This is a genomic window from Streptococcus sp. 20925_1_24, assembly GCF_041432335.1.
In the GTDB taxonomy this organism is placed as follows: Bacteria; Bacillota; Bacilli; order Lactobacillales; family Streptococcaceae; genus Streptococcus; species Streptococcus mitis_BM.
The window spans coordinates 52,805-67,283 of record NZ_JAPVZM010000014.1 but is presented as its reverse complement, the minus strand read 5'-3'; the positions used below and the strand labels follow the sequence as shown (position 1 = coordinate 67,283).

At 42.0% G+C, this 14,479-nt stretch carries 14 protein-coding genes; all 14 read left to right on the top strand.

The window, feature by feature from the left end; translation table 11 throughout:
• Positions 1 to 520 precede the first annotated feature (520 nt).
• The 14 genes from O3650_RS08015 (at position 521) to O3650_RS07950 (ending at position 14,472) form a co-directional block, all read left to right on the top strand.
• Positions 521 to 712, top strand: a complete 192-nt coding sequence (locus O3650_RS08015) for a hypothetical protein (RefSeq protein ID WP_153192745.1) — start codon at positions 521 to 523, stop codon at positions 710 to 712.
• A complete protein-coding gene (locus O3650_RS08010) occupies positions 709 to 903 on the top strand; it encodes a hypothetical protein (protein WP_153192746.1) in 195 nt (64 codons plus the stop codon). Before O3650_RS08015 ends, O3650_RS08010 begins: the two co-directional genes overlap by 4 nt.
• Entirely contained in the window at positions 890 to 1,774 is an 885-nt protein-coding gene (locus O3650_RS08005) for an ABC transporter ATP-binding protein (protein WP_261072941.1), read from the top strand. Before O3650_RS08010 ends, O3650_RS08005 begins: the two co-directional genes overlap by 14 nt.
• 1 nt (position 1,775) lies before the next feature.
• Positions 1,776 to 2,513 (top strand): ABC transporter permease, encoded by a 738-nt coding sequence (locus O3650_RS08000; protein ID WP_153192748.1) that lies wholly within the window; start codon positions 1,776 to 1,778, stop codon positions 2,511 to 2,513.
• Positions 2,513 to 3,610, top strand: coding sequence for a sensor histidine kinase (locus tag O3650_RS07995; RefSeq protein WP_153192749.1), 1,098 nt, complete (start codon positions 2,513 to 2,515; stop codon positions 3,608 to 3,610). Before O3650_RS08000 ends, O3650_RS07995 begins: the two co-directional genes overlap by 1 nt.
• A 1-nt stretch (position 3,611) precedes the next feature.
• Entirely contained in the window at positions 3,612 to 4,211 is a 600-nt protein-coding gene (locus O3650_RS07990; protein ID WP_153192750.1) for a response regulator transcription factor, read from the top strand.
• Positions 4,212 to 4,525: 314 nt separating this feature from the next.
• Positions 4,526 to 4,939: a 30S ribosomal protein S12 gene (rpsL, locus tag O3650_RS07985; RefSeq protein WP_001142332.1), complete on the top strand. Its 414-nt coding sequence runs from the start codon at positions 4,526 to 4,528 to the stop codon at positions 4,937 to 4,939.
• A 19-nt stretch (positions 4,940 to 4,958) separates the two neighbouring features.
• Positions 4,959 to 5,429 carry a 30S ribosomal protein S7 gene (gene rpsG / locus O3650_RS07980; protein ID WP_000087873.1) on the top strand — a complete coding sequence of 157 codons (471 nt, stop codon included), beginning with the start codon at positions 4,959 to 4,961 and terminating at the stop codon, positions 5,427 to 5,429.
• Between the two features lie 394 nt (positions 5,430 to 5,823).
• On the top strand, positions 5,824 to 7,905 hold the full coding sequence (fusA, locus tag O3650_RS07975) for an elongation factor G (RefSeq protein WP_000090348.1): 2,082 nt from the start codon (positions 5,824 to 5,826) through the stop codon (positions 7,903 to 7,905).
• Between the two features lie 103 nt (positions 7,906 to 8,008).
• Positions 8,009 to 12,400 (top strand): PolC-type DNA polymerase III, encoded by a 4,392-nt coding sequence (locus tag O3650_RS07970; protein WP_203175277.1) that lies wholly within the window; start codon positions 8,009 to 8,011, stop codon positions 12,398 to 12,400.
• A 101-nt stretch (positions 12,401 to 12,501) separates the two neighbouring features.
• Positions 12,502 to 12,765: a type II toxin-antitoxin system RelB/DinJ family antitoxin gene (locus tag O3650_RS07965; protein ID WP_000047861.1), complete on the top strand. Its 264-nt coding sequence runs from the start codon at positions 12,502 to 12,504 to the stop codon at positions 12,763 to 12,765.
• Positions 12,758 to 13,036, top strand: a complete 279-nt coding sequence (locus tag O3650_RS07960; RefSeq protein ID WP_033688080.1) for a type II toxin-antitoxin system YafQ family toxin — start codon at positions 12,758 to 12,760, stop codon at positions 13,034 to 13,036. Before O3650_RS07965 ends, O3650_RS07960 begins: the two co-directional genes overlap by 8 nt.
• A 20-nt stretch (positions 13,037 to 13,056) precedes the next feature.
• Positions 13,057 to 13,209: a hypothetical protein gene (locus O3650_RS07955; RefSeq protein WP_031233463.1), complete on the top strand. Its 153-nt coding sequence runs from the start codon at positions 13,057 to 13,059 to the stop codon at positions 13,207 to 13,209.
• A gap of 21 nt (positions 13,210 to 13,230) precedes the next feature.
• On the top strand, positions 13,231 to 14,472 hold the full coding sequence (locus O3650_RS07950) for an aminopeptidase (protein ID WP_203175276.1): 1,242 nt from the start codon (positions 13,231 to 13,233) through the stop codon (positions 14,470 to 14,472).
• Positions 14,473 to 14,479 lie beyond the last annotated feature (7 nt).

Sequence of the window (14,479 nt, the reverse complement as noted above, 5' to 3'; positions counted from 1 at the left end):
AGGCTCCATAATATCCATAGGGGGTTACCCACTACAAATATTATAGAGCCCTAGATATTATATACATTAAGAGAGAAACAGTTTTCTTCTCTCTTTTTTTTTAATTTCAGTAATTCATTTTGATCGTGTATACTTTTTTGTTTCCTGATTTGTTCAATGAATACTGTAGTTTAGGTTCATAAATTAAAATTTAACAGATTGTATAATTCTTACAAACTTTTAAGAAAGTAATTGAAGAATTTTTTTGTCCTGCCTATAATATATGTGTTTGTGCGATAAAAATTTCTGCTCTTTGGATTTTAAATAAGTATTGGTTTTCAATATAGTGTGAATGGGGTTTGATATTTCTTTTGAGGAAGCTGCCTTAGATTTTTCTACTTGTGTTTTATTGTATAGTGTATCTTGCTTGTTTTGAACAGAATCTTTTATGACATTTGTCATATCTTTTCATGACAGAAGCTTATAGCTCCGCTAACTTCAAAAGACTATAATTGAAGTATGAAATGGAGGAATAAAAAAAATGAAAGATAAAGTAATTGTCGCAATGAGTTTAGTAGCAGCAGGAGTCATGACTTATCTCATGTTCTCAGGATTGGATGAAGATTTCTATCATTTTCCTTGGGAGCTATTTGCAGGATTTGGAATGATGTCCTGGCTTATCCGAGAAGGTTTGAAATTAGTCTCAGATGTGAAAAAGGAGTTTGAAAAATGAAAAAAGCGTTTCTCTATCTTTTTATTGGACTATCACTAGTGGTATGGTTGGTAGAAATGTTTACAGGTTGGTTTGATCAAGCCTTCCTTCACCAATTCATCCGTGGTGCCTGGGGACTGGGATTTATGATTTTTATCGCCTTTCCTATGGGAAAGGAGTGGCTGAAAGGAGAATATCATCAACATGATTAATGTTCAAGGCTTACATAAAAATATCAAGGGCAAGGGTATTTTGAAAGATATTTCCTTTGAGGTGGCAGAAGGTGAATGCGTCGCCTTGATTGGGCCAAATGGTGCTGGAAAGACAACGCTATTGGACTGTTTGCTCGGAGATAAACTGGTCACCAGTGGGCAAGTATCTATCCAAGATTTGCCGGTAACGAGCTCTAAGTTAGACTATACAAGATCCTACCTCCCTCAAGAGAATGTAATCGTTCAGAAACTAAAGGTAAAAGAGTTGATTGCTTTCTTTCAAAGAATTTATCCAAATCACTTGAGTAACCAGGAAATCGATCAACTATTACAGTTTGGTAAGCAACAGAAGGAGCAATTTGCAGAAAAATTGTCAGGTGGGCAAAAGCGTCTCTTTTCTTTCGTCTTGACCTTGATTGGGAGACCAAAGATTGTTTTTTTAGATGAGCCTACTGCGTCCATGGATACCTCAACTCGTCAACGTTTTTGGGAAATTATTCGGGACCTAAAAGCGCAAGGAGTCACCATTTTCTATTCGTCTCATTATATTGAAGAGGTGGAGCATACAGCTGACCGGATTTTGGTTTTAAATAAGGGAGAGTTGATTCGCGATACAACACCTCTAGCCATGCGCAGTGAGGAGATTGAAAAGTACTTTATCCTTCCTCTAGCATATAAGGAAATTGTCGAACAGTCAAACTTGGTTGAAAACTGGGTACAAAAACAAGATGCTCTGCAAGTAGTCACACGAGAGGCAAATGCTTTTTGGGAACTGTTAGTTCAAGCAGGATGTAGCATACAAGAAATCGAAGTTAATAACCGTAGTTTGCTAGATACAATCTTTGAAGAAACACAGAAGGGAGATGACTAAGATGAAACGATGGATCGCACTAAACAAGATAGAATTTCTATTGACCAAACGACAATTAGTCTATTATTTATTATCAGTAGGTATGCCGACAGCCTTCTATTTATTCTTTTCAGGCATGTACCAGGACACACCCGGTGGACCAGCTAATTTTATGCGTGATTACCTCATCTCCATGACGGCTTTTTCCATGATGTCGACAGCCATGTTTTCATTTCCAGCTGTCTTACATACCGATAAAATCAACAACTGGCAGAAAACATTGCGCCATACTCCGGTAAATATGGTAGAATATTATCTATCAAAGATCACAAGTATGCTGGTTGATTATTTGGTTTCAATCTTGGTGGTTTTCTCAGTTGGGCATTTTGTAAGAGGTGTGGATATGCCTTTAGCAAGTTGGATTGGGGCTGCGTTCTTGCTGATAGTAGGAAGTATTGCCTTTGTAGCGCTTGGTTTGACCTTGACACTCTTGCCTTCTAGTCAGCTGATGTCAGTCGTGGGCAATCTTCTCTATCTAGGCTTGGCTGTTTTAGGCGGACTCTGGATGCCCATCTCTTTATTTCCAGACTGGATGCAAGCAATCGGGAAGTGCCTACCAACTTATCAGTTGATGGAGTTGCTCAAGACCTTCTTAAACGAGGGTGGCATCAATTTATCAGCCACAGTTTATCTACTTGTTTTTTCAGCAGTTTTGTTTGGTTTGACCATTTACCTTCAAGGTCATAAGGAGAATGCTTAATGCTTGAAAGACTGAAAAGCATAGACTATATGTATTGGGCCAGTTTGATTTTTATGGTTTTTCCCATCGTTCCTGTAGTGACTGGGGAGCTTCCTAGCTGGCATTTGTTGATTGACATTCTGTTTGTCTTGGCTTACTTAGGTGTTTTAACCACCAAGAGTCAGCGTTTATCCTGGATCTGTTGGGTGATTATGCTAGCCTATGTAGCTGGGAATACTGCCTTTGTTGGTGTAAATTATATCTGGTTCTTCTTTTTCCTTGCCAATCTCTTAATTTATCATTTCGGCGTACGTAGTTTTAATTCTTTACATGTCCGGACTTTTCTCCTTGCTCAATTCCTTGTTGTGGGGCAACTTTTGATTTTTCAGGAAGTTGAAGTTGAGTTTCTAGTCTATCTGCTTGGAATTATCACTTTTATCGATGTAATGACTTTTGGCTTGGTTCGGATTCGTATTGTGGAGGATTTGAAAGAAGCTCAGGCTAAGCAAAATGCGCAGATAAATCTATTGCTTGCTGAAAATGAACGCAGTCGTATCGGTCAAGATTTGCATGATAGTCTGGGGCATACCTTTGCTATGATTAGTGTTAAAACTGATCTAGCCTTGCAGTTATTTCAAATACAGGCTTATCCACAGGTGGAAAAGGAATTAAGAGAAATACAGCAAATTAGCAAAGAATCAATGCGTGAAGTGCGAACCATTGTGGAAAATCTTAAGTCTAGAACTTTGACATCCGAACTAGAGACTGTGAAAAAGATGTTAGAAATTGCTGGAATTGAGGTGGAAATAGCTAATCAACTAGATACAGCTAGCTTAACTCAGGAATTGGAGTCAACGGCTTCCATGATTTTGCTTGAGTTAGTAACCAATATCATCAAACATGCCCAAGCGTCTAAAGCTTACTTAAAATTAGAACGGACAGAGAAGGAACTCATTCTAACAGTAAGTGATGATGGCTGTGGCTTCGCTTCTATAAAAGGAGATGAGTTCCATACAGTCCGAGATCGTGTCCTTCCATTTTCAGGAGAAGTAAGTGTAATCAGTCAGAAACACCCAACGGAAGTGCAGGTTCGACTACCTTATAAGGAGAGAAACTAAGATGAAACTACTTGTTGCAGAAGATCAAAGTATGTTACGAGATGCCATGTGCCAGTTGCTTGCCTTTCAAGCAGATGTAGAGTCTGTCTTACAAGCCAAGAATGGGCAAGAAGCAATCCAACTATTTGAAAAGGAGTCTGTAGATATCGCCATCCTTGACGTAGAAATGCCTGTTAAGACAGGTCTTGAAGTTTTGGAGTGGATACGAGCAGAAAATTTAGAAACAAAGGTGGTTGTGGTGACGACCTTCAAGCGCCCTGGTTACTTTGAACGTGCAGTCAAGGCTGGAGTAGATGCTTATGTATTAAAAGAAAGAAGCATTGCAGACCTCATGAATACCTTGCACACTGTCCTCGAAGGGCGCAAGGAGTATTCGCCTGAATTGATGGAAGTGGTGATGACGCATCCCAATCCATTAACAGAACAAGAAATCGCAGTTTTAAAGGGAATTGCTCAGGGCTTCTCTAACCAAGAAATTGCAGACAAACTTTATCTATCCAACGGAACAGTCCGAAACTATGTCACTAATATTCTTTCGAAACTAGATGCAGGTAATCGAACAGAGGCAGCTAATATCGCGAAAGAATCTGGTTGGTTGTGATACTATCTTAACTCGAAAACCATTATGTGCTAAAATTGATGGGATTGAATGGAACAATACTAACTTTAGGAGGGTGGGATTCCTCCTTTTTCTTTTTTGGGGGAGCACTACAAAAGAGTTAAAATTAACAATAAAAAAGAAAAATATCTTGACAACCAATGGAAAATTTTGTTACAATAATAGACGGTACTTTTTACTTTTGGTCTCTCAAGAGTGTACAGGGACGTGCTGACAAATGTTGCAAAAGTACACGCAGATGATAGCTGTCACCAAGTGTATCATCACCAAAAATAAAAAAACACAGGAGAATGTAGATGCCTACAATTAACCAATTGGTTCGCAAACCGCGTAAATCAAAAGTAGAAAAATCTAAATCACCAGCTTTGAACGTTGGTTACAACAGTCATAAAAAAGTTCAAACAAACGTTTCTTCACCACAAAAACGTGGTGTTGCAACTCGTGTTGGAACAATGACACCTAAAAAACCTAACTCAGCCCTTCGTAAATTCGCTCGTGTACGTTTGAGCAACCTTATCGAAGTTACTGCCTACATCCCAGGTATCGGACACAACTTGCAAGAGCACAGCGTGGTGCTTCTTCGTGGTGGACGTGTAAAAGACCTTCCAGGGGTACGTTACCATATCGTCCGTGGTGCACTTGATACTGCAGGTGTTAACGATCGTAAACAAGGCCGTTCTAAATACGGTACTAAACGTCCAAAAGCATAAGGAAAGGGGATAAAGAGAAATGAGTCGTAAAAATAGAGCTCCAAAACGTGACGTATTGCCAGATCCGCTTTACAATTCACAACTAGTTACTCGTCTTATCAACCGCGTTATGCTTGATGGTAAACGTGGTACAGCTGCTTCAATCGTTTACGGTGCCTTTGAGCAAATCAAAGAAGCTACTGGAAACGATGCACTTGAAGTATTTGAAACAGCTATGGAAAACATCATGCCTGTACTTGAAGTACGTGCACGTCGTGTTGGTGGTTCTAACTACCAAGTCCCAGTTGAAGTTCGTCCAGAACGTCGTACAACACTTGGACTTCGTTGGTTGGTAACAATCGCTCGTCTTCGTGGTGAACACACAATGCAAGACCGTCTTGCGAAAGAAATCTTGGATGCTGCTAACAACACTGGTGCAGCTGTTAAGAAACGTGAAGACACTCACCGTATGGCTGAAGCTAACCGTGCATTCGCACACTTCCGTTGGTAAGATAGGATGCGAAAGCGTTAAGAAAGTCCCAGAGAAAATAGGGAATCGAAGCAGGTTGCGATTGCAACCAATGAGATTCATCTTTTTCTCCAGACTTTTAGCTTGAGCTCAACTAAATCATGATGCTAGGAACGGTAAGGATGCAAGGTGAAAATAGGAAACTGACGCAGTATTCGATGAATACAAGGAAGTTTATCTTTTTCACACAGCATCCCGTTCCGGCTCAAATCGGCTAATTAACTTTAGCCCGAGTTCAATTCAACTTGTAAATCTACAAGTTGCAACCAACAATAGCATGAAAACATTGAGAACGGGTAGGTCCTGCCTATCCGTTTTTATTAAAATCATGTTATAATAGAATAGAAATCAAAAATAAATAGGAGAAACAAACCTCATGGCACGCGAATTTTCACTTGAAAAAACTCGTAATATCGGTATCATGGCTCACGTCGATGCTGGTAAAACAACAACTACTGAGCGTATTCTTTACTACACTGGTAAAATCCACAAAATCGGTGAAACTCACGAAGGTGCGTCACAAATGGACTGGATGGAGCAAGAGCAAGAACGTGGTATCACTATCACATCTGCTGCGACAACAGCTCAATGGAACAACCACCGCGTAAACATTATCGACACACCAGGACACGTGGACTTCACAATCGAAGTACAACGTTCTCTTCGTGTATTGGATGGTGCTGTTACCGTTCTTGACTCACAATCAGGTGTTGAGCCTCAAACTGAAACAGTTTGGCGTCAAGCAACTGAGTATGGAGTTCCACGTATCGTATTTGCCAACAAAATGGACAAAATCGGTGCTGACTTCCTTTACTCTGTAAGCACACTTCACGATCGTCTTCAAGCAAATGCACACCCAATCCAATTGCCAATCGGTTCTGAAGATGACTTCCGTGGTATCATCGACTTGATCAAGATGAAAGCTGAAATCTATACTAACGACCTTGGTACAGATATCCTTGAAGAAGACATCCCAGCTGAATACCTTGACCAAGCTCAAGAATACCGTGAAAAATTGATCGAAGCAGTTGCTGAAACTGACGAAGAATTGATGATGAAATACCTCGAAGGTGAAGAAATCACTAACGAAGAATTGAAAGCTGGTATCCGTAAAGCGACTATCAACGTTGAATTCTTCCCAGTATTGTGTGGCTCTGCCTTCAAGAACAAAGGTGTTCAATTGATGCTTGATGCGGTTATTGACTACCTTCCAAGCCCACTTGACATCCCAGCGATCAAAGGTATCAACCCAGATACAGATGAAGAAGAAACTCGTCCAGCATCTGATGAAGAGCCATTTGCAGCTCTTGCCTTCAAGATCATGACAGACCCATTCGTAGGTCGTTTGACATTCTTCCGTGTTTACTCAGGTGTTCTTCAATCAGGTTCATACGTATTGAACACTTCTAAAGGTAAACGTGAGCGTATCGGACGTATCCTTCAAATGCACGCCAACAGCCGTCAAGAAATTGACACTGTTTACTCAGGTGATATCGCTGCTGCCGTTGGTTTGAAAGATACTACAACTGGTGACTCATTGACAGATGAAAAAGCTAAAATCATTCTTGAGTCAATCAACGTTCCAGAACCAGTTATCCAATTGATGGTTGAGCCAAAATCTAAAGCTGACCAAGACAAGATGGGTATCGCCCTTCAAAAATTGGCTGAAGAAGATCCAACATTCCGCGTTGAAACAAACGTTGAAACTGGTGAAACAGTTATCTCTGGTATGGGTGAGCTTCACCTTGACGTCCTTGTTGACCGTATGCGTCGTGAGTTCAAAGTTGAAGCAAACGTAGGTGCTCCTCAAGTATCTTACCGTGAAACATTCCGCGCTTCTACTCAAGCACGTGGATTCTTCAAACGTCAGTCTGGTGGTAAAGGTCAATTCGGTGATGTATGGATTGAATTTACTCCAAACGAAGAAGGTAAAGGATTCGAATTCGAAAACGCAATCGTCGGTGGTGTGGTTCCTCGTGAATTTATCCCAGCGGTTGAAAAAGGTTTGGTAGAATCTATGGCTAACGGTGTACTTGCAGGTTACCCAATGGTTGACGTTAAAGCTAAGCTTTACGATGGTTCATACCACGATGTCGACTCATCTGAAACTGCCTTCAAGATTGCGGCTTCACTTGCTCTTAAAGAAGCTGCTAAATCAGCACAACCAGCTATCCTTGAGCCAATGATGCTTGTAACAATCACTGTTCCAGAAGAAAACCTTGGTGATGTTATGGGTCACGTAACTGCTCGTCGTGGACGTGTAGATGGTATGGAAGCACACGGTAACAGCCAAATCGTTCGTGCTTACGTTCCACTTGCTGAAATGTTCGGTTACGCAACAGTTCTTCGTTCTGCATCTCAAGGACGTGGTACATTCATGATGGTATTTGACCACTACGAAGATGTACCTAAGTCAGTACAAGAAGAAATCATTAAGAAAAACAAAGGTGAAGACTAATCAGTCCTCACTCTAGAAGGAAGTCACTTAGTGGCTTCCTTTTGTCTTTAGAAAACACCTCTAAGTATGGTAAAATAGTAGGAGAATAATGTGAGGAAAATGAATGTCAAATAGTTTTGAAATTTTGATGAATCAACTGGGGATGCCTGCTGAAATGAGACAGGCATCTGCTTTATCACATGCTGATATTGAACGAGTTGTGGTTCATAAAATTAGTAAGGTATGGGAGTTTCATTTCGTATTTTCTAATATTTTACCGATTGAAATCTTTTTAGAATTAAAGAAGGGTTTGAGTGAGGAATTTTCTAAGACAGGCAATAAAGCTGTTTTCGAAATTAAGGCTCGGTCTCAAGAATTTTCAAATCAACTCTTGCAGTCCTACTATAAGGAGGCTTTCTCTGAGGGGCCATGTGCTAGCCAAGGTTTTAAGTCCCTTTACCAGAATCTGCAAGTTCGTACTGAGGGCAATCAACTCTTTATTGAAGGCTCTGAGGCGATTGATAAGGAACATTTTAAGAAGAATCATCTTCCTAATTTAGCGAAACAACTTGAAAAGTTTGGCTTTCCAACTTTTACTTGTCAAATAGAGAAAAATGATGTGCTGACCCAAGAGCAGGAAGAGGCCTTTCATGCTGAAAATGAGCAGATTGTTCAAGCGGCCAATGAGGAAGCGCTCCGTGCGATGGAACAACTGGAACAGATGGCACCTCCTCCAGCGGAAGAGAAACCAGCCTTTGATTTTCAGGCCAAAAAGGCTGTGGCTAAACCAAAGCTGGATAAGGCAGAGATTACTCCTATGATCGAAGTGACGACGGAGGAAAATCGTTTGGTCTTTGAAGGGGTTGTTTTTGATGTGGAGCAAAAAGTGACCAGAACAGGGCGTGTTTTGATCAACTTTAAAATGACGGACTACACTTCAAGTTTTTCGATGCAAAAGTGGGTTAAGAATGAGGAAGAGGCCCAGAAGTTTGACCTAATCAAGAAAAATTCTTGGCTCCGAGTCCGTGGGAATGTGGAGATGAATAACTTCACACGCGATTTGACGATGAATGTGCAGGATGTGCAGGAAGTCGTTCACTATGAGCGGAAGGATTTGATGCCAGAAGGTGAGCGTCGGGTTGAGTTTCATGCTCATACTAACATGTCGACTATGGATGCTCTACCAGAGGTTGAAGAAATCGTTGCGACAGCTGCTAAGTGGGGACACAAGGCTGTTGCCATCACGGACCACGGGAATGTCCAGTCCTTCCCACACGGCTATAAGGCGGCCAAAAAAGCGGGAATCCAGCTAATCTATGGAATGGAAGCCAATATCGTGGAGGACCGTGTCCCTATCGTCTATAACGAAGTAGAGATGGACTTGTCAGAAGCGACCTACGTGGTTTTTGACGTGGAAACCACAGGACTTTCAGCTATCTATAATGATTTGATTCAGGTTGCAGCTTCTAAGATGTACAAGGGGAATGTTATTGCTGAATTTGATGAATTTATCAATCCTGGGCATCCCTTGTCAGCTTTTACTACTGAGTTGACTGGAATTACAGATGATCATGTCAAAAATGCCAAGCCACTGAAACAAGTTTTGCAAGAATTCCAAGAATTTTGTAAAGATACGGTACTAGTTGCCCACAATGCGACCTTTGACGTTGGCTTTATGAATGCCAATTATGAGCGTCATGGTCTTCCAAGGATTAGTCAGCCAGTTATTGATACGCTGGAGTTTGCTAGAAATCTCTATCCTGAGTATAAACGTCATGGTTTGGGGCCTTTGACCAAGCGTTTTGGTGTGGCCTTAGAACATCACCACATGGCTAACTACGATGCGGAAGCTACAGGTCGCCTGCTATTTATTTTTATAAAAGAAGTAGCAGAAAAACATGGAGTGACCGATCTAGCTAGACTCAACATTGATTTGATTAGTCCAGATTCTTATAAAAAAGCTAGGATCAAGCATGCGACCATCTATGTCAAGAATCAGGTAGGTTTAAAAAATATCTTTAAACTGGTTTCTCTGTCTAATACCAAGTACTTTGAAGGGGTGCCACGAATTCCGAGAACAGTTCTAGATGCTCATCGGGAAGGTCTGATTTTAGGTTCAGCTTGCTCTGAAGGTGAAGTTTTCGATGCAGTCGTTTCCCAAGGAGTGGATGCGGCGGTTGAGGTGGCCAAGTATTATGACTTTATAGAGGTCATGCCACCAGCTATCTATGCTCCCTTGATTGCTAAGGAGCAGGTCAAGGATATGGAGGAACTCCAGACCATTATCAAGAGTTTGATAGAAGTTGGAGACCGTCTTGGTAAGCCAGTTCTGGCTACCGGAAATGTCCACTATATCGAACCAGAAGAAGAAATTTACCGTGAAATAATTGTCCGTAGTTTGGGACAGGGGGCGATGATTAACCGAACTATCGGTCATGGGGAACATGCTCAACCCGCTCCTCTTCCAAAAGCTCATTTTCGAACGACTAATGAGATGTTGGATGAATTTGCCTTCTTGGGAGAGGAATTGGCACGTAAATTGGTTATTGAAAACACCAATGTTTTGGCAGAAATCTTTGAACCCGTTGAGGTTGTTAAGGGTGACTTGTACACGCCTTTCATCGACAAGGCTGAAGAAACGGTTGCTGAGCTGACCTACAAGAAAGCTTTTGAGATTTATGGAAATCCGCTGCCTGATATCGTTGATTTGCGGATTGAAAAAGAACTAACCTCTATTCTGGGGAATGGATTTGCTGTGATTTATCTGGCTTCGCAGATGCTGGTGCAACGTTCCAATGAACGGGGTTACTTGGTTGGTTCTCGTGGGTCTGTCGGATCTAGTTTCGTTGCGACTATGATTGGGATTACAGAGGTCAATCCTCTATCTCCTCACTATGTCTGTGGTCAGTGTCAGTATAGTGAGTTTATCACCGATGGTTCTTATGGTTCAGGATTTGATATGCCCAATAAGGACTGTCCAAACTGTGGTCACAAACTCAGTAAAAATGGACAGGATATTCCTTTCGAGACCTTCCTTGGTTTTGATGGGGACAAGGTTCCCGATATTGACTTGAACTTCTCGGGAGAAGACCAGCCTAGCGCCCACTTGGATGTGCGTGATATCTTTGGTGAGGAATATGCCTTCCGTGCAGGAACGGTTGGTACGGTGGCTGCCAAGACTGCCTATGGATTTGTAAAGGGCTACGAGAGAGATTATGGCAAGTTTTATCGTGATGCAGAGGTGGAACGTCTAGCCCAGGGAGCTGCTGGTGTCAAACGAACGACAGGACAACACCCGGGGGGGATCGTTGTTATTCCTAACTACATGGATGTTTACGACTTTACGCCTGTCCAGTATCCAGCAGATGACGTGACGGCTGAATGGCAGACCACTCACTTTAACTTCCACGATATCGATGAGAACGTCCTCAAACTCGATGTACTGGGACATGATGATCCGACCATGATTCGGAAACTTCAGGACTTGTCTGGTATTGACCCCAATGAAATTCCTATGGATGACGAAGGCGTGATGGCCCTCTTTTCTGGGACTGATGTGCTAGGTGTGACTCCTGAACAAATCGGAACGCCTACGGGGATGTTGGGGATTCCAGAGTTTGGAACAAATTTCGTACGTGGAATGGTAGACGAGACTCATCCGACGACTTTTGCAGAGTTGCTTCAGCTCTCAGGTCTATCCCATGGTACGGATGTCTGGTTGGGAAATGCTCAGGATTTAATCAAGCAAGGAATAGCAGACCTATCAACCGTTATCGGTTGTCGGGACGACATCATGGTCTACCTCATGCATGCTGGTCTCGAACCTAAGATGGCCTTTACCATTATGGAACGGGTACGTAAGGGTTTGTGGCTCAAGATTTCCGAAGAGGAACGCAATGGCTACATCGAAGCCATGAAGGCTAATAAGGTGCCAGAGTGGTATATCGAATCCTGTGGGAAAATTAAGTACATGTTCCCTAAGGCTCATGCGGCAGCCTACGTTATGATGGCCTTGCGTGTAGCTTACTTCAAGGTTCACCATCCCATTTATTACTACTGTGCTTACTTCTCCATCCGTGCTAAGGCTTTTGATATCAAGACCATGGGTGCGGGCTTGGATGCCATCAAACGCAGAATGGAAGAAATCGCTGAAAAACGGAAAAACAACGAGGCCTCTAATGTGGAAATCGATCTCTATACAACTCTTGAGATTGTCAATGAGATGTGGGAGCGTGGCTTCAGGTTTGGGAAGTTAGACCTCTACCGTAGTGATGCGACTGAATTCATCATTGACGGAGATACCCTCATTCCGCCATTTGTAGCAATGGACGGTCTGGGGGAGAACGTTGCTAAGCAGTTGGTGCGAGCGCGTGAAGAGGGAGAATTCCTCTCTAAAACAGAACTACGCAAGCGTGGTGGACTTTCCTCAACTTTGGTTGAAAAGATGGATGAAATGGGCATTCTCGGAAATATGCCAGAGGATAACCAGCTCAGTTTGTTTGATGAGTTGTTTTAAAAAATTGTTTAATAATCTATCCAAAGAGGCTAATGTATATCCAATAGATTTACATTGGCTTTCTTTTTTGTTAAAATAGTCTATAGAAAGAGGGTGAGAGTATGTCAAAGACGAGTATGAGCATCCGTCTGGATAGTGAGGTTAAGGAGCAGGCCCAACAGGTGTTTAATAATCTGGGGATGGATATGACGACTGCCATCAATATTTTCCTTCGTCAAGCTATTCAATATCAGGGTTTACCTTTCGATGTTAGACTAGACGAGAGTCGGAAGTTGCTTGAGGTATTAACGGATTTAGACCAAAATCGTAATATGAGCCAATCCTTTGAATCAGTCTCTGACTTGATGGAGGATTTGCGTGCTTAAGATTCGTTATCATAAACAGTTTAAAAAAGATTTTAAGTTGGCTATGAAGCGTGGTTTGAAGGCAGAATTATTAGAAGAAGTTTTAAATTTTCTTGTTCAAGAAAAAGAACTTCCTGCTAGATATCGTGATCATCAATTGACGGCATCCAAACATTTTCAAGGAGTTCGTGAATGCCATATCCAGCCAGATTGGCTTTTGGTTTATAAAGTAGACAAGTCGGAATTGATTTTAAATTTGCTGAGGACAGGCAGTCATAGTGATTTGTTTTAATAAATTTTAAGGGGGTTCTCATGAAACTAAGAATTTTTGCGGAAGATAAGCCGGCTGAGAAGGTATTTGAATATCAATTAGAACTTGCTGATCAAACAATTCTTCTATCAACAGCACTCTTGTCAGGTGCTATTGCTTTAGCAGGAATCTTTTCTGCTTTGAAAGAAAAATAAAAATAGAAAAGAGAAAACAGAATGGTTTTACTAAATTTTAAAGAAAATCTAGAAAAATATGCGAAATTATTGGTTGCGAACGGAATCAATGTGCAACCTGGTCACACTTTGGCTCTCTCTATCGATGTGGAGCAACGTGAGTTGGCTCACTTAATCGTCAAAGAAGCTTATGCATTGGGTGCGCATGAGGTTATCGTTCAGTGGACAGATGATGTTATCAACCGTGAGAAATTCCTCCATGCTCCGATGGAGCGTCTGGATAATGTACCAGAATACAAGATTGCTGAGATGAACTATCTTTTGGAGAACAAGGCTAGCCGTCTCGGAGTTCGTTCATCTGATCCAGGTGCCTTGAACGGAGTGGACGCTGACAAGCTCTCAGCTTCTGCCAAAGCTATGGGACTTGCTATGAAGCCAATGCGTATCGCAACTCAATCTAACAAGGTTAGCTGGACTGTAGCAGCCGCTGCTGGACTTGAGTGGGCTAAGAAAGTCTTTCCAAATGCTGCGAGCGATGAAGAAGCAGTCGATCTCCTTTGGGACCAAATCTTCAAAACTTGTCGTGTCTATGAAGAAGATCCTGTTAAGGCTTGGGAAGAGCATGCAGCTATCCTCAAGAGCAAGGCCGATATGCTTAATAAAGAGCAATTTTCAGCTCTTCACTACACAGCTCCAGGGACAGATTTGACACTTGGTTTGCCAAAGAACCACGTTTGGGAATCAGCTGGTGCTATCAATGCACAGGGCGAAGGATTCTTGCCAAATATGCCGACAGAGGAAGTCTTCACAGCACCTGACTTCCGTCGCGCAGATGGTTATGTCACTTCTACAAAACCGCTTAGCTACAATGGAAATATCATCGAAGGAATTAAAGTAACCTTCAAGGATGGACAAATTGTGGATATCACTGCAGAAAAAGGCGATCAGGTCATGAAAGACCTTGTCTTTGAAAATGCGGGTGCGCGTGCCTTGGGTGAATGTGCCTTGGTACCAGATCCAAGCCCAATTTCTCAGTCAGGCATTACCTTCTTTAACACCCTTTTCGATGAAAATGCGTCAAATCACTTGGCTATCGGTGCAGCCTATGCAACTAGCGTTGTTGGTGGAGCGGAGATGAGTGAAGAGGAGCTTGAAGCTGCGGGGCTTAACCGTTCAGATGTTCACGTAGACTTTATGATTGGTTCTAACCAAATGGATATCGATGGTATCCGTGAGGATGGGACGCGTGTACCACTCTTCCGTAACGGAGATTGGGCAAATTAAGGAGATA

Excerpts from the sequence above, each read along its gene's own strand:
- O3650_RS08015 (WP_153192745.1), top strand. The coding sequence starts at position 521 with ATGAAAGATAAAGTAATTGTCGCAATGAGTTTAGTAGCAGCAGGAGTC.
- O3650_RS08010 (WP_153192746.1), top strand. The coding sequence starts at position 709 with ATGAAAAAAGCGTTTCTCTATCTTTTTATTGGACTATCACTAGTGGTA.
- O3650_RS08000 (WP_153192748.1), top strand. The coding sequence starts at position 1,776 with ATGAAACGATGGATCGCACTAAACAAGATAGAATTTCTATTGACCAAA.
- O3650_RS07995 (WP_153192749.1), top strand. The coding sequence starts at position 2,513 with ATGCTTGAAAGACTGAAAAGCATAGACTATATGTATTGGGCCAGTTTG.
- O3650_RS07990 (WP_153192750.1), top strand. The coding sequence starts at position 3,612 with ATGAAACTACTTGTTGCAGAAGATCAAAGTATGTTACGAGATGCCATG.
- rpsL (WP_001142332.1), top strand. The coding sequence starts at position 4,526 with ATGCCTACAATTAACCAATTGGTTCGCAAACCGCGTAAATCAAAAGTA.
- rpsG (WP_000087873.1), top strand. The coding sequence starts at position 4,959 with ATGAGTCGTAAAAATAGAGCTCCAAAACGTGACGTATTGCCAGATCCG.
- fusA (WP_000090348.1), top strand. The coding sequence starts at position 5,824 with ATGGCACGCGAATTTTCACTTGAAAAAACTCGTAATATCGGTATCATG.
- O3650_RS07970 (WP_203175277.1), top strand. The coding sequence starts at position 8,009 with ATGTCAAATAGTTTTGAAATTTTGATGAATCAACTGGGGATGCCTGCT.
- O3650_RS07965 (WP_000047861.1), top strand. The coding sequence starts at position 12,502 with ATGTCAAAGACGAGTATGAGCATCCGTCTGGATAGTGAGGTTAAGGAG.
- O3650_RS07955 (WP_031233463.1), top strand. The coding sequence starts at position 13,057 with ATGAAACTAAGAATTTTTGCGGAAGATAAGCCGGCTGAGAAGGTATTT.
- O3650_RS07950 (WP_203175276.1), top strand. The coding sequence starts at position 13,231 with ATGGTTTTACTAAATTTTAAAGAAAATCTAGAAAAATATGCGAAATTA.